The following is a 17,716-nucleotide window of genomic DNA, read 5'->3' as shown; positions in this document are numbered from 1 at the left end:
CCCCCCCCCCCCCCCCCCCCCCCCCCCCCCCCCGGGCCCACCCCAGTTGCCGCCCTAAAAGCCACCCGCGAGGGGGTCTCACCCGTTCGACCCTCACTCCGTAGGCGCAGCCAGCGGCAAAGGCGCCTGCATCGGCGCGGCCGCCGTCAGCTTCAACAGCGCCGCCCAGTCCTGCCGGTTGAAACTGCATTCCTCTTCGCGTCCCGGCGTGCACATCGGCGCGATCCCGTCCGGCTCGGCGTCGCGCTTGGTCGGCAGTTCGATGCGGCCACTTCGGTCGAGCATCAGCATGCGCATCGCTACCGTATTGAGGACGTTGCCGCCGACCAGGTACAGGGTGCGGTCGCCGCCCATGTTGGCCGAGACCACGACCTCGCAATGCGACTTCCAGTGACCCACCGAGCCGTTGCCCAGCGCCTGCACCAGGCCGGTGTAGGTCAGGGTCTCCCGGCGGTCGCGCAGGAAGCAGAGCAGGTCGCCGACGGCAGGTTTTTCCGCTGCCGGATCGGCAAGACGATAGGGCGATGCGCCGTTGTAGGCGGCACGGATGTAATCGATGTGGCGCGGGGAGGCGTTGAAGCCGGGAACCCCGGCGCGCACCATCACCCAGGAAATAAAGGCGGCCGACCAGGGATTGTCGATCAGGAAGGCTCGACAGTCGCTGTCGGTGTAGCGCGATCCCAACGGGGCGATACAGCTGCTGGCGCCGGGAATCGCGCCCATCGCATTCAAGGTGCCGCTGTCGCGCCAGTAACCGGAGACCCGTTGCCAGGCAATCAGACCGTTGTCGGCGAGGTGCTCATTCTCCGCTTCGGTCACCGCCAGGCTGGCGGCGCGCCCTTCGCGGTCGATGAACGGACGAAACCACAGGCGGTGTTCATTGCAGGCGGTCTGCCGGATCGACAGGGCCAACGGACTCAAGCCATAGGGCGGCGGCACATCGCAGGCTTCGGCCGCCGCGGCATCGGTGCTGACGCTGGACAGACCGAGGGCGGAGAAGGGCAACAGGCAGGCAAGCAGCAACCGGCGCATGCGGTGCTCCGCAGAAGGGGGAGGGGCGCAGCGTCTCAGTGTGCACGTGAATAGCGGGTGCATCTGTCGGGTGACGTAGTGCCGACCTTGGTCGGCACGCTCCCCTCAACCCGGTGGCGGGCCGAGCTTCAGTGACAGGTCGATGGCCTGCACGTGCTTGGTCAGGCCGCCGATGGAAATGCAGTCCACGCCGTCTTCGGCAATCGCGCGCAGGCCATCCAGACCGACGCTGCCGGAGACTTCCAGTGGAATGCGCCCGGCGGTGATGCGTACCGCTTCGCGGCGCAGCGCAGCCGGGAAGTCATCCAGCAGGATGCGATCACAGCCGGACAGCAGTGCCTGCTGCAGCTGGTCAAGGTCTTCCACTTCCACCACCAACGGCAGCTGCGGCCACATCGTGCGCCCCGCATCCACCGCGGCCGGCAACGAGCCAGCGGCGCGGATGTGGTTTTCCTTCAGCATCACCGTGTCGTACAGGCCGATGCGGTGGTTGTCGCCGCCGCCACAGCGCACCGCGTACTTCTGCGCCAGGCGCAGGCCGGGCAGGGTCTTGCGCGTGTCCAGGATGCGGGTGCCGGTGCCGGCCACCGCGGCGACATGGCGCGCGGTGATCGTCGCGGTACCGGACAGGGTCTGCAGGAAATTCAGCGAGGTGCGCTCGGCGCTGACCAGCGAGCGGTTGCGCCCGTGCAACAGCGCCAGCACGGTGCCGGCGGCCACGGCCTGGCCCTCGCTGACCTGCCAGTCGATGCGCACCTGCGGATCCAGGGCCCGATGGGTAGCGTCGAACCAGGGGCGTCCGGCGATCACCGCGTCCTGCTTGCACAGCAGGTAGGCACTTTCGGCATGGTCGGGAAGCAGCGCGGCGGTGACATCGCCGCTGCCGATATCTTCGGCCAGCGCACGCGCCACGTCGGCGGCGACCTGCGCCGGATCCGGCGCGATCAACGCGCCCGCGGCGGCCGTGCTCATGCGGAAGGGAAGTCCGCGATCTGCGCGGTGGCGATGGCTTCTTCGGCCAGCAGCACCGGGATGCCATCGTCCAGGCGGAACACCTGCTTGCGGTCGCGGGTCACCAGCGCCTGCCGCAACGGCTGGGCGAGCGGATTGCCGTCGGCCTTGTTGACGGTACCGGCACCGATGGCGCGGTTGAGGGCCTCCAGGCCCTTGGCATCCAGCAGGGACAGGGGCTGGCGGGTGTCGGGCGATACCAGCAGGTCAAGCAGCTTGCGATCCATGGTTCTTCGTCTTGCGTGGAAGACGGCTAGAATACGTCTTTAAGGCAGGTGACGGCCAATGACCCCCAACCAATCCGCGCCGCTCGTCGGCATCGTCATGGGATCCCGCTCCGACTGGGAGACCATGCAGCACGCCGCCCAGAAGCTTGAAGCGCTGGGTGTTCCGTTCGAAGTGAAGGTGGTTTCGGCCCACCGCACCCCGGACGTGTTGTTCGACTACGCCGAACAGGCCGGTCCGCGCGGTCTGCGCGCGATCATTGCCGGTGCCGGTGGCGCCGCGCACCTGCCGGGCATGATCGCCGCCAAGACCGCCGTGCCGGTACTGGGCGTGCCGGTGCAGTCCAAGGCGCTGAACGGCATGGATTCGCTGTTGTCCATCGTGCAGATGCCGGCCGGCATCCCGGTCGCCACCTTCGCCATCGGCAATGCCGGTGCCTCCAACGCGGCGCTGTTCGCCGCGGCGATGCTGGCCAGTGACCAGCCGGCCATCGGCACGGCGCTGGAGACCTTCCGCGCACGCCAGACCGAAGAGGTCATGGCCCACGACGATCCACGTCAATGAGCACGAGGACCGTTGGCATCCTGGGCGGCGGCCAGCTGGCCCGCATGATGGTCCTGGCCGGTGCGCCGATGGGCCTGCGCTTCGAACTGTTCGATCCGGCCGCCGATGCCTGTGGCGGACCGCTGGCGCCGCTGACCGTGGCCGCGTTCGATGACCGCCAGGCCTTGGCCGCGTTTGCCGCCAAGGTGGACGTGGTCACCTTCGATTTCGAGAACGTGCCGGCCGACAGCGCGCAGTGGCTGGCCGACCAGGTGCCGGTATATCCGCCGCCGGCGGCGCTGGCCGTGGCACAGGATCGGCTGAGCGAGAAGACGCTGTTCCAGCAGCTGGGCATTCCGCTGCCGCCGTTCGCCGACATCGCCAGCCGCGACCAGCTGGCCGAAAAGGTCGCCGCGTTCGGCTTGCCGTGCATTCTCAAGACCCGCAGACTGGGCTATGACGGCAAGGGCCAGTTCCGGCTGCGCACCGAAGCCGACATCGATGCGGCGTGGGACGCATTGGGCGCGCAGGTCGAAAAGACCGGCCTGATCCTGGAGGGGTTCGTGGCCTTCCAGCGCGAAGTCAGCGTGGTGGCCGTGCGCGGCCGCGATGGCAGCTTCCAGGCGTATCCGGTCACCGGCAACTGGCATGTCGATGGCGTGCTGTCGGCCAGCGTCGCGCCGGCCCGCTTGTCCGATGCCGAGCAGCAGGCGGCGATCGGCTATGCCCGTACCTTGGCCGAACACCTGCAGTACGTGGGCGTGTTCGCGCTGGAGCTGTTCTGCCGCGATGGCGAACTGCTGGCCAACGAGATGGCGCCGCGTGTACACAACTCGGGCCACTGGACCATCGAAGGCAGCGAAACCTCGCAGTTCGAAAACCATCTGCGTGCGGTGCTGGGCCTGCCGCTGGGCGATACGCGCATGCTGGGGCATGCCTGCATGCTCAACTGGATCGGCGCGATGCCCGATGCGGCGCCGGTGCTGGCGCAGTCCAGCGGTCATTGGCATGACTACGGCAAGCAGCCGCGCGACGGTCGCAAGGTCGGCCATGCCACCCTGCGCGACGGCGACGCATCCGCGCTCGCCTCGGCATTGGAGCAGGTAGGCGAAGCGCTGGGTCGACAGGCCCAGGTAGGCCCGGCCGTGCAGGCCCTGCGCGCCTGACCGGTAGTGACGGCCGCTGGCCGTTATTCAATGGTAGGTGACGACCGCTGGCCGTCATTCATGGTGGGTGACGACCGTTGGTCGTCACGGCCTGCCGCTGCGCTCGCCGAGCATGGCTCGGCGCTACCAGGTCTGCTGGATGACTGGTAGTGACGGCCGCTGCCTTTGGCGCTCCGCTCAACCCGGCAGCTGCTCCGCAGCGAATTGCCAGTTGACCGCCTTCCACCAGGCCTCCAGATAGCGCGCACGGTCGTTCTGGTAATCCAGGTAATACGCATGTTCCCAGAGGTTGCAGGCCAGCAGTGGCACGCTGTGGCTGGTCAACGGGGTGGCGGCATTGCGCGTCACCACCACGGCCAAGCTGCCGTCCGGATGCAGCACCAGCCACGCCCAGCCCGCACCGAACAGGCCCAGCGCGGCGTCATTGAACGCCTTGCGCAGGCTGGCGGTGTCACCGAAGCAACGCTTCACCTGATCAGCCAAGCGCCCCGCTGGATCGCCGCCACCGCGCGGCCGCAGGCTCTGCCATTGGAACTGCAGGTTCCACGCCTGGGCGGCCGCTTCGAACAGCGCGCCCTGGCTTTCGCGCACGATCTGCTCCAGCGGCGCATCTTCCCATTCGGTGTCCATGATCCGTGCATTCACCTGATCCACGCAGCCGCGCTGGTGTTGCCCATGCTGCAGCGCCACCGACCGTTCGGACAGATGGGGTTGCAGGGCGCCGGGCGAGTAGGGAAGGTCGGTGAGTTCCATGGGCAGGCAATGAAGGAGAGGAAGGAGGATGCCGGTGGCCGGTTCCATCGGCTTACAATGGCGACTACTGTGGGAAGTCTAGCCGACCGTCGCGGTCGGATTCGCCCATCCGGGAGGCAGTGTGGTTGTGGCAGTGATGCAGCAGATCCAGGCCGAAGTCGATCGTTACCCCCTCGTGCTGTTCATGAAGGGTACGCCGCAATACCCGATGTGTGGCTTTTCCAGCCGCGCGGTGCAGGCCCTGATGGCCGCCGGGGCGGTGTCCCTGCGCACCATCAACGTACTGGAAGAACCGGAGATCCGCGCCAACCTGCCGCGCTTTTCCAACCTGCCGACGTTCCCGCAGCTGTTCATGCACGGTGAGCTGATCGGGGGCTGCGACATCGTGATGGAGCTGTTCGAAGCCGGCGAGCTCAAGCGCATCGTCGAAGAAGCCTCGGTTGCATGAGCCTGGCCGCGTCGCCTGACGCCGAAGTCGGCACGCTCGAAGGCCGGGTGATCCTGGTGGTCGGCGCCGGTGGCGGGCTCGGCAGCGCCGCCGCGGTGGCCTGCGCGGCCGCCGGGGCCACGGTGATCCTGCTGGGGCGCAAGCCGCGCCGGCTTGATCGGGTCTACGCCCAGGTGCAACAAGCCGGACCGGAGCCGCTGCTGTATCCGCTGGACCTGGAAGGCGCCACCCCGGACGATTTCGCCGAACTGGCCAGCCGCGTGCAGGCCGAACTGGGCCGCTTGGACGGCGTGCTGGTCTGCGCCGCCGATTTCCCCGGCCTGACCCCGTTCGAGCTCGCCGAGCCGGCTGCGTTCGCCCGCTCCCTGCATGTAACCCTGACCGCACCCGCCCTGCTGGTGCAGGCCTGCCTGCCGTTGTTGAAGCAGCGGGACGATGCGGCGGTGGTGTTCTGCCTGGATGACCCGGCACGGGTGGGGGCCGCCTACTGGGGCGGCTACGGCGTGGCCCAGCATGGGCTGCGCGGGCTGCTGGCCAGCCTGCACGACGAGTTGAAGCAGGGACCGGTACGCATTGCCGGGCTGCAGCCGGCCCCGATGCGGACAGCGCTGCGCGCCCGCGCATGGTCATTGGACCAGGATGATGCGGCCGGCGGACCAGGGGAGGCTGCCGCCGCGGCGGTCGTGCTGCTATCGCCGCAGGGCTTGACGTGGCGAGGAAGCGTGAAGGCCGTCCGCCCTGAATAGGGTGTTTCGTGAGCTGAACCTTCGCGGGGAGTGAAGGAATCGTCACGAATGGGTTGCGATCAGGCCGCTTCTGTCGCACTACCGTCACATTCGGATCGTACCGTGTTAATCTATTGTTAACCGTTGCGGCAGCTGCCGTTCACGGTTGGGAACCCCAGATAACTGTCCGAGCAGCCGCCCGCAAGGCTGCCTGGATGCGCTTTTTTATCCGCCATCGCCAACTCCCATCGAGGCTACCCTAGATGAACCACACTCTCCGGATGTCCAAGCTCACCCTTGGCCTCTTGACCGTGCTTGCCGCCGCTCCTGCTTTTGCCCAGAGCACCTCTGCCGGTGTCGGCGGCCAGGTCGTCTCTTCCGCCGGTGCGCCTGTCGCTGGCGCTGAAGTCACCATCACCCACACCGAGTCCGGCACCGTTTCGCGTGCCACGACCGACGAAGCCGGCCGTTATTCGGCACGCGGCCTGCGCGTGGGTGGCCCGTACACCATTACGATCACCAAGCCTGGCGAAGGCACCAAGACGGAAAGTGGCGTCTACCTGAACCTCAATCAGGTCAATACGATCAATGCCAACCTGGCGGGTGACATGGTCGCCACCGATCTGAACACCGTTCAGGTTGTCGCCGTTGGCGGTGGCTCGGAAGTGTTCAGCTCCACCAAGATGGGCTCGGGCACCAACATCAATCGCGAGAGCCTGGACGCATTGCCGTCGGCCAACCGCAACATCCAGGACTACATCCGACTGGATCCGCGTATTTCGCAGGTCAGCAAGGCTGACGGCGCGATCTCCGCCGGTGGTCAGAACACCCGTTTCAATGCGATCCGCATCGACGGCATCAATGCATCCGATCCCTTCGGCCTGGAGTCCAACAACCTGCCGACCGAGCGTCAGCCGGTGTCGATGGACGCTATCCAGGAAATCAACATCGACCTGGCCAACTACGACACGACGATCTCCGGCGGCACGGGCGCGGTAATCAACGCCGTGACCAAGTCGGGTACCAATAATTTCGACGGTACCGTCTATTACGCTTACCGTGACAAGGACATGGTGCGTGATCGTCTGGAAGGCGATAACACCGATTTCGCCGGGTTCAAGGACGAGAAGACCTACGGCATGACCTTCGGTGGTCCGCTGATCAAGGACAAACTGTTCTTCTTCACCAACTATGAAAAGTACGAGCGCAGCGCACCGGGCATCGGCCTGGGTGACACGCCGTTCGGCACCGGCCAGATCACCGCCGCCGACATTGCGACCGTGCAGCAGCGCATGTCCGCTCTCGGCTATGACGCTGGCAGCCTGACCGCGCAGGACAGCAAGACCGAGATCGAAGAGTATGCGGTCAAGCTGGACTGGAATATCAGCGACAACCACCGTGCGGCCCTGCGCTACAACAAGATGGAGCAGGATGTGATGCGCTTCCCGGGCATCGCCAACAGCACCATCTCGCTCAGCAGTTACTGGTATTCGCAGCCGAAGACCTACGAAACCTGGATGGGTGAACTGTTCAGCGACTGGTCCGAGAACTTCTCGACCGAGTTCAAGGTGTCGCACAAGGACTACAGTGCCATCCGCGCCACCGCCAGCGACCTGCCGCAGATCCGCATCAACGGCTTCGGCACCAACAACAGTGCGCTGCTGCTGGGCACCGAGCAGAACTCCCACGTCAACATCGTGGAGTCCAAGGAACTGAGCGCCTTCGGTGCAGGTACCTGGTACGTCGGCGATCACACCGTGAAGTTCGGCTTCGACTATTCCGACAACGACCTGATGAACTTCTACGGTCGTAACCTCAACGGTGTGTACGAGTTCTCGAACCTGCAGAACTTCCTCGCCGGGACCCCGAGCCGTTACCAGCTGCGCGCTCCGCGTCCAGATGGCAGCCGCGCCGACATCCCGGCCAGCTTCAACCTGAAGAATACCGGTCTGTTCGTGCAGGACAGCTGGGCTGTCAACTACAACCTGACGCTGATGTTCGGCGTCCGCGTGGACATGCCCGACTTCAGCGACCAGAAGCTGTACAACGCCAACATTGAAAACCGCTACGGCTACGACAACACCAAGCTGCCGGACAAGGCGCTCGTGCAGCCGCGCGTTGGTTTCAATTACACCTTCGACAGTGATCGTCCCACCCAGCTGCGCGGTGGCGTTGGCCTGTTCGGTGGCGCTGCCCCGAACGTGTGGCTGGCAGGCGCATACCAGAACACCGGTCTGAACTACATCGAATACGACCAGCGCAGCACCACGGCCAACCCGCAGACCGGCGTCTTTACCCCGGACATCAATAATCCGTACATTCCGGCCGGCGGCCCGACCGCTGCGCGTCAGAATGTGGATCTGATCGATGACGGCGTGCGTCTGCCTTCGGTGTACAAGGCCAACCTGGCCTTTGATCACGAGCTGCCGTGGTACGGCGTCGTGGCTTCGGCCGAGGTGCTGTTCACCAAGGTCAAGGACGGCATCTACTTCGAACGCCTCGACCTGGGCGCACCCACGGCAGTCGGCCCGGACGGCCGGGCAATCTACTGGAATGCTGCAGGTCGCAACCCGGCCAACGCGGGTCGTTTCGGCATCGAGGCAGGTACCAACAACGCAGGCAACCGTGCCAACCGTCCGAACGACATCGGCGATGTGCTGCTGATGAAGAACACCGACAAGGGCCACGGTGCACAGGCGACCTTCTCGCTCGCCAAGCCGCTGACCGAAAACTTCGGCTGGTCGCTGGGTTACACCTACACCAAGGCCACCGAAGTCAATCCGCTGACCAGCTCGCAGAACACCTCGAACTGGAACAACGCGATGATCTTCAACGCCAATGAGAACATTGATTACAACTCGCGCTATGCCATCAAGGATCGTGTGACCGGATCGCTGGAGTGGAAGCACAACTTCTTCGGTGACAACGCCACTCGCATCGGCATGTTCTACGAAGGTCGCTCGGGCCGCCCGTACAGCTACATCTTCTACAATGACGTGAACGGCGACAGCGCCACGACCAACGATCTGTTCTATGTGCCGGCGGGCCGTGGTGACGTTCTGTTCACCGGCGGCGCGGCGATGGAAGACGCGTTCTTCACGTGGCTGGAAGGCAACTCCGACCTTGCTGGCTATGCAGGCCAGGTCGTGCCGGCCAACCAGCATCGCGCGAAGTGGGTCAACAGCTTCGACGTGCGCATCAGCCAGGAGTTCCCGGGCTTCATGGACGGTCACAAGGGCGAGATCGCGCTTGACATCATGAACGTGGGTAACCTGCTCAACAAGAAGTGGGGTCTGATCGACGACTACGGCTTCTTCTCTACCCGTCGCATCGCGAACTACGCGGGTATTGATCCGGCAACCGGCAAGTATGTCTACAATTTCAACGGCTCCACGGACAACCCGCAGGTCCAGGAAAACAACAACGACAAGGGCAACACGGCTGTGTCGCGTTGGTCGATGCAGGTCACCCTGAAGTACAAGTTCTGATCTTCCCGGAACTGAAAGCGTAAAAAAAGCGGCCGGGGAAACCCGGCCGTTTTCTTTTTCATGGGGGCAGCGCTACAGTCGGACACCTTGAGGAAGCGAAACGTTGGACATGACCACGACGATTGAAAAGCCGGCACGTACGCTGCCGGTGCAGGACGCGCGGATCTACCCGCGCGGTGGGCTGGATGTGCTGTCCCGGGCGGAAGTCGCGCGCCTGCGCGATGCCTCCGGTGGCGGCATGCACGAACTGCTGCGCCGCTGCGCGCTGGCGGTGCTGACCAGTGGCAGCGCCTCGGACGACCCGCGCGCGGCGCGTGACCTGTACCCGGATTTCGACATCCAGGTTGCCCAGCAGGACCGCGGCGTGCGCATCGACCTGGCCAACGCGCCGGCGATGGCCTTCGTGGACGGCGAGATCATCCGTGGCGTGGCCGAGCTGCTGTTCGCCGTGGTCCGCGACCTGGCCTACATGGCCATCGAAATGGGCCCGGCCTATGCGGCCGAACTGGAATCTTCGGACGGCATCACCAATGCGGTGTTCGGGCTGCTGCGCAATGCGCGCATCCTCAATCCGGGTGACCCGAACCTGGTGGTCTGCTGGGGCGGCCACTCGATCGGTCGCGACGAATACCTGTACACCAAGCAGGTCGGCTACGAGCTGGGCCTGCGCGGGCTGGACATCTGCACCGGCTGTGGCCCGGGCGCGATGAAGGGCCCGATGAAGGGCGCTACCATCGCCCATGCCAAGCAGCGCAAGAGCGTGTCGCGCTACATTGGCCTGACCGAGCCGGGCATCATCGCGGCCGAGTCGCCGAACCCGATCGTCAACCACCTGGTGATCATGCCGGACATCGAGAAGCGGCTTGAAGCGTTCGTGCGCATCGGCCACGGCATCATCGTGTTCGCCGGTGGCGTGGGCACGGCAGAAGAGATCCTGTACCTGCTGGGCATCCTGCTGCGCGAAGAGAACAAGGACCTGCCGTTCCCGCTGATCCTGACCGGCCCGACCGTGGCTGCGCCATATTTCGAGCAGATCGACCGCTTCATCCGCCTGACCCTGGGCGATGCGGCCGCCGAGCGCTACCAGATCATCATCGGCGACCCGTCGGCGGTGGCGCGCAAGATGACCGCAGGCATCAAGCAGGTGCGCGAACACCGCTTGGCGCAGAAGGATTCGTTCTTCTTCAACTGGTCCATCGACATCCCGTGGGAGTACCAGCAGCCGTTCGAACCCACGCATGAAGCGATGGCCGGACTGGACCTGCACCACGGCCGTGCCCCGCATGCGCTGGCGGCCGACCTGCGCCGCGCGTTCTCCGGCATCGTGGCCGGTAACGTGAAGGAAGACGGCATGCGCCGGATCGAGGAGTTTGGTCCGTTCCAGATCCATGGCGACGCCGACATGATGCAGGCGCTGGACGCGCTGCTGCGCGCCTTTGTCGACCAGCGCCGGATGAAGATCTCCGGCGAGTACAAGCCGTGCTATCAGGTGCTGGCCTGACTGGCGGCCGGGCAGGATAGTGAGGGCCGCTGGCCGTCAGCCCTTGCCGCTGCGCTCGCCGAGCATGGCTCGGCGCTACCGTGGATCCCGGTAGTGACGGCCGCTGGCCGTCAGCGTTGATCTGGTGGGTGACGACCGTTGGTCGTCACGCCTGTCGCCTTGCGGCGCCGATCTTTTGACGCTTGTCGCCCCCGAATGACCGTTCGTCCTGCACCCCCTTGCGGGGGGCGCAGGCGTGCCTCATCGTGCCGACATCACGCTGGGGAGCGTCCCATGTCTTTACGCCTGTCCAAGGGCTTCACGCTGCTGGAACTGATGGTCACCGTCGCCGTGCTGGCGATCCTGTCGACCATCGCGTTCCCGAGTTTCCAGAGCACCATCCGTTCCAACCGCGTCGCGGCCACCGGCAACGAAATGACCGCTCTGTTGTCGCTGGCGCGCAGTGAGGCGGTGCGCAACAAGCGCGGCGGTGGGGTCTGCGGCAGCGCCACGGGCACCTCGTGCGACAACAACTGGTCGCGCGGCATGCTGGCCTGGGCCGATGTGAATGGCGACGGCACCTACCAGGCTGGCGAAACCGTCCTGCGCTACATCCCGATCAAGACCGATTCCCTGACGGCGGGCGGGCCCAGCACGGCGGTCATCGCCTTCGACAATCGCGGCCGCCGCCGTGCCGCCGCCGCCCAGTCGCTGACCCTGCAGCCGACGGAGTGTGGCGGTGAGGCGCTTCGCCGCCGGCTGGACATCAATGCCGCCGGCCAGATCAATTCCACCAAGGGCGCCTGCCAATGAGTCGTCGTCTTCCTTCGTTCGCACGCGCCCAGCGTGGCTTCAGCATGATCGAGGTGCTGGTCGCAGTACTGATCCTCGCCTTCGGCCTGCTGGGTTTCGCCATGCTGCAGACCATGAGCGTGCGCTTCGTGCAGAGTTCGAACTACCGCACCCAAGCCACCAACCTGGCCTATGACCTGCTCGATCAGATGCGCAGCAACCGCTACCAGGCAGGCTGGTATACCAATGCAGCGTTCGCCGCCGGCACCGTCCAGGCGTCCAGTTGCACGCGCAACCTGGGCACCGCGGTGACCCTCAACAACAACATCACCCGCTGGCAGTGCCAGGTGGTCCAGGCCCTCGGCGAGGGCGCCAGTGCGACGGTAGTCAACGCCAACGGCCAGGTCACCGTGGGCATCGCCTGGGGCGACCAGCGCTGGGACCCTGCAAATCCTGACGGGCGGACCACCTTCACCCTGGTGTCGCAGCTGTGAGGCGCGCAGTCTCTGCCGCGCGTCGCCAGGCCGGTCTGTCGCTGATCGAGCTGATGATCGCCATGGTCATCGGCCTGGTGCTGATGCTGGGCGTGATCCAGATCTTCGCCGCATCGCGTGCCGCATCGCGGTTGGCTGAAGGCAACGCGCGTGCGCAGGAAAACGGTCGTTTCGCGATCGAATTCCTGCAGCGTGACATTCGCATGGCCGGTCACTTCGGCTGCGTGAACGACCAGGCCCATTTCGTGAAGGGCGAGGGCGACCCGGTGGTCAACATCGCGGCGACCAGCGGCTCCGGCCATCCGCTGGATTTCACAGTCAGCATCCAGGGCTATGAAGCGCCAAGCACTGCGCCAGGCGGCCAGCTGACCCTGGGCGACACCTGGGCTGGCCCGGCCGGGCTGCCGGCCGCGATCGCCGCGCTGAATCCGCGTGGCGGCAGCGACATTCTGGTGCTTCGCTATCTCGCCGCCGAAGGCGTGCCGGTCACCGCCTTGACCGCCAACACCGACAGCGTGGTGGGCTTCGATGCCACTGCCGGCGCGCGGTTCAACGAGGGCGGCGTAGGCACGCCCAATCTGTTCGGCGTTGCGGACTGCAGCCATGCCAATGTGTTCAGGGGCACCTACACGGCGGGCAGCGTCACGGCCCTGGGATCCAACCTCAACCGCTTCACCGTGCAGCCCACCGGCCAGACGATGATCTACCGCGCCGAATCGGTGGTGTATTACGTTGGCACCTCGGGGTCTGGCGAGCCTGCATTGATGCGTGCGCGGGCCGACGGAAACAACGGCTATGGCGTGAGGGAAGAACTGGTGGAAGGCATCGAAAGCCTGCAACTGCTGTTCGGCCTCGACAGCACCACCGAGATGAGCTCCACCACGCCGCCGGCCGGCAACATCACCACCCAGGCGGTCGCCAGCGGCGTCACCAGCGATGCAAATGCCACTGGTGCCGCGCAGTGGCGTCGCGTCGGACAGGTCCAGGTGGGCGTGCTGGCCCGCAGCCCGGCGCGTTCGCAGGCCGAAGCGCCCACGGACGCGGTCACCTATCCGCGCGCGCTCGGCGTCGGCTTCGCGCCGGCCACGGCCAGCGACGGCCGCTACCGCACCACCTATGAATCCACGATTGCCCTGCGCAACCGACTGTTCGGGAACTGACGCCATGAATGCTCCTGCCCGCCTGCGACCCATGCCCCGCAACCAGCGCGGCGCCGTGTTGTACGTCGCGCTGATCATGCTGATCCTGCTGGCGCTGATCGGCATCGCCGGCATGCAGGTTGCCGGCATGCAGGAAAAAATGGCGGCCAGTTACCGCGCCACCAACGTCGCCTTCCAGAATGCCGAAGGCGTCACCCGGCGTAGCGAAAACGCGTTGGAAGCGATCGCCAACCGCACCGCGGCGCCGGCCAACGCGCCGCTGGTGGATACCGATATCCAGCAGAACTGTGACGTCGCTTTCGATCCGGTCAGCTGGGGGCGTGGGCGCCCGTTGACCACCGCCCAGGCGGTCAACGTGCGACGCATCGACGCCTGCATCATCGGTGGCGGCTCGCTGGCGATGGGCGATGCACTCGACCCGGTCACGCCGGTCTACCAGATCACCACCTTTGCCACCGATACCGCGACGGATTCCTCGTCCACGGCCTCGGTCGACACCGTCTTCAAGCTCTGAGGCCACCGGCATGACACGTCGTACTTTCCGGATCGCTGCTGCGTCCGCTGCTGTCGTGCTGGGCGCGGGCGCCTATTTCGCCTACAGCCTGTTCGCCGCGCAGGGGCAGGGTGCCCTGGCGCAGGCTCCATTGAACAACACCACCTCGATCCAGCCGGCTTTCATCATGGCGGTCGATGACTCGAACTCGATGACCTTCGAGCGCATCTTCCAGGGCGGCGATGGACGCATGCAGTGGAACGGCAGCAGCTTCTTCCGTTCGGCCGGCGTGTTCTACGACGTGGGCGAGGGCTGCGCGAACAACTCGGTCGACTGCTATCTGTACCTGTTCCCGCACGCGTCGTTCAATACCTCTTACACCCCGGGTCGCGCCATTCCGCCGATCGATGAATTCGGTTTTGCGCGATCTCCCGCGTACAACGCGAGTTACTACAACCCGGACGTGAAGTACGACCCGTGGAGCCTTCCGGAGCCGCCGGCTGCGGGTATTCCAGCGCTCTGGCCTGACGCCGCGTTCGACAGGGCCCGCGCCGACCCGCGTAATCCCTCTGTTTACGGTACTGATTTCAGCAACGACTACAACACGATCTACAACCTTGCATATCGCGAGGTCAACGGCGAGTCGTTCCAGTTCATGACCGGGATGACGATCCCTTCCGGGACGCGCTACCGTTCCAATGCGCGTAGCTGCAACTCCGGCACGAACGGTCTTCCCAGCACCGGCAACGCTTGGACGACGCTGTCCTCGGACGTGCTGGTGCGGGCCAACTGCACGGTGCAGATGGCCTACGTGCCGGCGACTTTCTACCTGCCCGCAGCTGCGCCGGCCCCGGCCGGCTACAAGACCGCCGATGCCAACCGCCCGGTGATCGCCAATGCCTGCGGTCCTGGCTGCAACATGCGGCGCTACCAGATCCTGCCGGACAACTATTCCGACGCCACCGCGCGGGTGGCCGCGCAGGTCAATTTCGCGAACTGGTTCCAGTATCACCGCAACCGCATCCTGTCGATGGTGGGCTCGTCCTCGCACGCGATGGCTGGCGTGGAGAACATGCGGGTCGGCTATTTCACGATCAATAATCGCGTCAACGTGACCATGCATGACGTGTCCACCCAGCGTGCGAACCTGTTCAACCAGATCTACGGCCTGAACCCCAGTGGCGGTACGCCGAACCGCCAGGCGGCGGCCTTCCTGGGTGAACAGTTCCGCCGCACCGACGCCGGTGCGCCGGTCGTGCGCGCGTGCCAGCGCAATGGCGGCATGCTGTTCACCGATGGCTATACCAACAGCGGCAACTCCGCCGGTGGCTATGGCAATGCCGATAGCGCCGGCGGCACACATTTCCCCGGCGCGCCGTTTGCCGACAATTACAGCAATACCATCGCCGACATCGCGGCTTCGTACTATGGCGGCGCGTCGACGCCCCTGCGTACCGGCGCCAGCTTCCAGACCGGACTGGTGCCGGTGCCGGAAGAGTGCTCGACGCTGAGCCCCTCGTCTGCCCAGTGGAAGCGGCTGGACTGCCAAGCCAACCTGCACATGAACTTCTACGGCGTGACGCTGGGTGCGCAGGGGCTCATCTACGAAGTGAATCAGGCAGCAACCGACGATCCCTATGCCAATCCGCCGAACTGGAACGCCGGTGGCGATCCGCTCTCGGGCGACGATGGCCGGGTGATCGATGAGTTGTGGCATGCCGCGATCAATTCGCGCGGTGAGTTCATCAATGCCAAGACGCCGGGTGACGTCACCGATGCGATGCGTCGCGTGCTCGAGGCCGTCGGCGCGGCGGCATCGCCGTCGGGCACGCTGGCGACCAGCGGTGCGCGCATCGGCGCCGGCTCGCTGACGGTTTCGCCGGAATACAGCGTGCAGAAGAACGGCACCGACTGGTTCAGCCGCCTGACCGCTTCCCGCGTGACCGTCAACGCGGCGCGCGAAGCGCAGTTCACGCCGATCTGGGAGGCCAGTGCGCAGCTGCCTGCCGCCGCAGCGCGCAACGTGTACTTCAATGATGGCAGCAGCGTGCGCAAGTTCGGCCCGACCACGGTCACGCTGGCCGGGCTGTGCGGCCTGTCCAGCTCGTTGTATCCGGGCCAGGCGATCTGCACGACCGGCGGGCTGACCGGACTCGGCGCGACGCCCACCATCGCCGCCAACTACCTGCTGGGTGATACCGCCAACGAAGTCCGTCGCAATGGCAAGCTTCGCGATCGCACCAACGCGCTGGGCGACATCATCAATTCCACGCCGGTCATCAGCGCCCCGACCGACGATTTCGGTTACCGCGCGCTGGGCGGCACCCTGGCCAGCAGCTACACCGCGTACTTGAACAGCAAGCGCACCAGCAAGCGTTTCATGGTGTATGCCGGCGCCAACGACGGCATGTTGCACGCCTTCGATGGCGGCATGGACGGTACGGGTGCGGTCAGCAGTAACGGCGGGCGTGAAACGTTCGGCTACATCCCGGCCACCTCGTACGGTCACATGGGCAACCTGCTGATTCCCTACGATCCGGCCAAGGTGAATGCCCAGCAGTTCTCTCACCGCTACTTCGTGGATGGTCCGCTCACCGTTGCAGATACCTACTACAACGATACCTGGAATACGACGCTGGTCGGCAGCACCGGCGCGGGTGGCCGGGGCGTGTTCGCGCTGGATGTAACCACGCCGGGCAGCTTCACTGCCACCAACCGGCTGTGGGAAATCAATGACCTGAGTGGTGCCGATGCAGTCAGGGCCAACATCGGCCACGTCCTCGGCAAGCCGGTGATCGTGCCGGTGCGCACCTTGAATGGTGGCGTCAGTTGGAAGGCTATCTTTGGTAACGGCTATTCCAGCAGCAGCGGCAAGGCCGTGCTGTTCGTGGTGGATATCGGTAACGCGGCTACGCCGACGATCCGCATGATCGAAGCCACCGAGAGCAACTCGGGCATCGCAGGCAGCAATGGCCTGGGCAACATCATCGTGCTCGACCGGCTGGATACGGCCAACATCAATGCGTCCACCGGCTTGCCGGCCAGGGTACGAGACGGCTATGCCGACACCGTCTATGCGGCCGACCTGAAGGGCGCGGTGTGGAAGTTCGACCTGCTGTCCACGGCCAATTCGGTCACCGTGCCGGTGTTCACCACCAATACCTTCGTGCAGAGCGGGGCAACGTATCGCCAGCCGATCACCGGCGGCCTGCAGGCATCGGCCGGTGAAAGTGGCGGCGTGCTGGTGATGTTCGGTACCGGCAGCTTCTCCTTCAATGACGACACGCTGCCGATTTCCTCGACGCAGATCCAGAGTCTGTATGGTTTCAACGACACCTCCAATGCGGCCGTCACCAGCACCCTGACGCGAACCAGCCTGACCCCGTATACGGTGGCTGCCGGGACCGGTGGGCGGACATTGAGCCGCGGTACCGCGCCCACCAGCGCGCGCGGCTGGTACATCGACCTGCCTGCCGGCGAGCGCGCGGTGGGTTATCCCGAGCTGGCGTCCGGCATCCTGTTCATCCCGACCTACACCCCCGACTCGATCACCTCCGGCTGTACCGCGGGCGGAGGCAACAACCTGTTCGGGCTCAATCCGCGTACCGGTGGCGGTGCCTTGTCCGGTGTGCGCATGGGCTCGATCAGCGGTGCCACCGCAGTCGCGGGAACCGCCAGCATGGCGTTGGCCACGGGAGGTACCGCGCCGGTCAAGGACGTCGGTGTCTCGGTCGTGCCGCGCCTGCAGCCGCCGGCCAACCCGGGTGGCGGGGCGCCCGCGCCGACCCCACCGGGCGGCTCGGGCTGCTGGATGGTGGTCAACGTGGCGGGCGCACCGCCGATGTATGTTCCGTATCCCTGCGGTCGCCAGTCCTGGCGCCAGATCCAGTAATGGAGAATCCCTCG

General features: G+C 65.5%; 15 protein-coding genes. 11 read left to right on the top strand and 4 right to left on the bottom strand.

The features are described 5' to 3' along the window. Positions 1-93 precede the first annotated feature (93 nt). From H9654_RS06745 to H9654_RS06735, 3 genes are all read right to left on the bottom strand, one after another. Complete coding sequence (locus tag H9654_RS06745; protein WP_191769991.1) at positions 94-1,032, bottom strand: DUF2272 domain-containing protein; 939 nt, start codon at positions 1,030-1,032, stop codon at positions 94-96. A gap of 105 nt (positions 1,033-1,137) precedes the next feature. Then, positions 1,138-2,004 carry a carboxylating nicotinate-nucleotide diphosphorylase gene (gene nadC, locus H9654_RS06740; RefSeq protein WP_191769989.1) on the bottom strand — a complete coding sequence of 289 codons (867 nt, stop codon included), beginning with the start codon at positions 2,002-2,004 and terminating at the stop codon, positions 1,138-1,140. After that, the gene (locus H9654_RS06735) at positions 2,001-2,270 is read right to left on the bottom strand and encodes a Trm112 family protein (protein ID WP_042614172.1); all 270 of its coding nucleotides are present in this window, start codon (positions 2,268-2,270) and stop codon (positions 2,001-2,003) included. The genes nadC and H9654_RS06735 overlap by 4 nt, the downstream gene beginning before the upstream one ends. 58 nt (positions 2,271-2,328) lie before the next feature. Here H9654_RS06735 and purE point away from each other — a divergent pair, with 58 nt between their 5' ends. Together purE and H9654_RS06725 are read left to right on the top strand one after the other, a co-directional pair. Then, positions 2,329-2,832, top strand: a complete 504-nt coding sequence (purE, locus tag H9654_RS06730) for a 5-(carboxyamino)imidazole ribonucleotide mutase (protein ID WP_101100023.1) — start codon at positions 2,329-2,331, stop codon at positions 2,830-2,832. After that, positions 2,829-3,977: a 5-(carboxyamino)imidazole ribonucleotide synthase gene (locus H9654_RS06725; RefSeq protein WP_191769987.1), complete on the top strand. Its 1,149-nt coding sequence runs from the start codon at positions 2,829-2,831 to the stop codon at positions 3,975-3,977. The genes purE and H9654_RS06725 overlap by 4 nt, the downstream gene beginning before the upstream one ends. 177 nt (positions 3,978-4,154) lie before the next feature. Here the strand turns inward: H9654_RS06725 and H9654_RS06720 are convergent, their stop codons facing one another. Next, positions 4,155-4,736, bottom strand: coding sequence for a superoxide dismutase (locus H9654_RS06720; RefSeq protein ID WP_191770218.1), 582 nt, complete (start codon positions 4,734-4,736; stop codon positions 4,155-4,157). Positions 4,737-4,857: 121 nt separating this feature from the next. Here H9654_RS06720 and grxD point away from each other — a divergent pair, with 121 nt between their 5' ends. The 9 genes from grxD to H9654_RS06675 all read left to right on the top strand — a co-directional run bounded on the left by grxD (position 4,858) and on the right by H9654_RS06675 (position 17,702). Further along, positions 4,858-5,178, top strand: a complete 321-nt coding sequence (gene grxD / locus H9654_RS06715) for a Grx4 family monothiol glutaredoxin (RefSeq protein ID WP_042614176.1) — start codon at positions 4,858-4,860, stop codon at positions 5,176-5,178. Continuing rightward, positions 5,175-5,924, top strand: coding sequence for an SDR family NAD(P)-dependent oxidoreductase (locus H9654_RS06710; RefSeq protein ID WP_191769985.1), 750 nt, complete (start codon positions 5,175-5,177; stop codon positions 5,922-5,924). Before grxD ends, H9654_RS06710 begins: the two co-directional genes overlap by 4 nt. Positions 5,925-6,166: 242 nt before the next feature. Further along, positions 6,167-9,391 carry a TonB-dependent receptor gene (locus H9654_RS06705; protein ID WP_182655458.1) on the top strand — a complete coding sequence of 1,075 codons (3,225 nt, stop codon included), beginning with the start codon at positions 6,167-6,169 and terminating at the stop codon, positions 9,389-9,391. A gap of 109 nt (positions 9,392-9,500) precedes the next feature. Next, positions 9,501-10,892 (top strand): nucleotide 5'-monophosphate nucleosidase PpnN, encoded by a 1,392-nt coding sequence (gene ppnN / locus H9654_RS06700; RefSeq protein WP_372487391.1) that lies wholly within the window; start codon positions 9,501-9,503, stop codon positions 10,890-10,892. Between the two features lie 273 nt (positions 10,893-11,165). Next, positions 11,166-11,684, top strand: coding sequence for a GspH/FimT family pseudopilin (locus H9654_RS06695; RefSeq protein ID WP_191769981.1), 519 nt, complete (start codon positions 11,166-11,168; stop codon positions 11,682-11,684). Beyond that, positions 11,681-12,157 (top strand): type IV pilus modification protein PilV, encoded by a 477-nt coding sequence (pilV, locus tag H9654_RS06690; protein WP_042614181.1) that lies wholly within the window; start codon positions 11,681-11,683, stop codon positions 12,155-12,157. Before H9654_RS06695 ends, pilV begins: the two co-directional genes overlap by 4 nt. After that, positions 12,154-13,317: a PilW family protein gene (locus tag H9654_RS06685; RefSeq protein ID WP_406833458.1), complete on the top strand. Its 1,164-nt coding sequence runs from the start codon at positions 12,154-12,156 to the stop codon at positions 13,315-13,317. The genes pilV and H9654_RS06685 overlap by 4 nt, the downstream gene beginning before the upstream one ends. 4 nt (positions 13,318-13,321) lie before the next feature. After that, the gene (locus H9654_RS06680; RefSeq protein ID WP_191769979.1) at positions 13,322-13,831 is read left to right on the top strand and encodes a pilus assembly PilX family protein; all 510 of its coding nucleotides are present in this window, start codon (positions 13,322-13,324) and stop codon (positions 13,829-13,831) included. 10 nt (positions 13,832-13,841) lie between these two features. Then, on the top strand, positions 13,842-17,702 hold the full coding sequence (locus H9654_RS06675; RefSeq protein ID WP_191769978.1) for a pilus assembly protein: 3,861 nt from the start codon (positions 13,842-13,844) through the stop codon (positions 17,700-17,702). Positions 17,703-17,716: the final 14 nt, after the last annotated feature.

It is taken from the genome of Stenotrophomonas lacuserhaii (genome assembly GCF_014836545.1).
Classification (GTDB): domain Bacteria; phylum Pseudomonadota; class Gammaproteobacteria; order Xanthomonadales; family Xanthomonadaceae; genus Stenotrophomonas; species Stenotrophomonas lacuserhaii.
Note: the sequence above shows the minus strand (reverse complement) of the source record. Positions and strands in the feature narration are given on the sequence as shown.

What these genes read in the sequence shown, in the direction of transcription:
- H9654_RS06745 (WP_191769991.1), bottom strand. Translation starts at nt 1,032, where the DNA reads ATGCGCCGGTTGCTGCTTGCCTGCCTGTTGCCCTTCTCCGCCCTCGGT.
- nadC (WP_191769989.1), bottom strand. Translation starts at nt 2,004, where the DNA reads ATGAGCACGGCCGCCGCGGGCGCGTTGATCGCGCCGGATCCGGCGCAG.
- H9654_RS06735 (WP_042614172.1), bottom strand. Translation starts at nt 2,270, where the DNA reads ATGGATCGCAAGCTGCTTGACCTGCTGGTATCGCCCGACACCCGCCAG.
- purE (WP_101100023.1), top strand. Translation starts at nt 2,329, where the DNA reads ATGACCCCCAACCAATCCGCGCCGCTCGTCGGCATCGTCATGGGATCC.
- H9654_RS06725 (WP_191769987.1), top strand. Translation starts at nt 2,829, where the DNA reads ATGAGCACGAGGACCGTTGGCATCCTGGGCGGCGGCCAGCTGGCCCGC.
- H9654_RS06710 (WP_191769985.1), top strand. Translation starts at nt 5,175, where the DNA reads ATGAGCCTGGCCGCGTCGCCTGACGCCGAAGTCGGCACGCTCGAAGGC.
- H9654_RS06705 (WP_182655458.1), top strand. Translation starts at nt 6,167, where the DNA reads ATGAACCACACTCTCCGGATGTCCAAGCTCACCCTTGGCCTCTTGACC.
- ppnN (WP_372487391.1), top strand. Translation starts at nt 9,501, where the DNA reads ATGACCACGACGATTGAAAAGCCGGCACGTACGCTGCCGGTGCAGGAC.
- H9654_RS06695 (WP_191769981.1), top strand. Translation starts at nt 11,166, where the DNA reads ATGTCTTTACGCCTGTCCAAGGGCTTCACGCTGCTGGAACTGATGGTC.
- pilV (WP_042614181.1), top strand. Translation starts at nt 11,681, where the DNA reads ATGAGTCGTCGTCTTCCTTCGTTCGCACGCGCCCAGCGTGGCTTCAGC.
- H9654_RS06680 (WP_191769979.1), top strand. Translation starts at nt 13,322, where the DNA reads ATGAATGCTCCTGCCCGCCTGCGACCCATGCCCCGCAACCAGCGCGGC.
- H9654_RS06675 (WP_191769978.1), top strand. Translation starts at nt 13,842, where the DNA reads ATGACACGTCGTACTTTCCGGATCGCTGCTGCGTCCGCTGCTGTCGTG.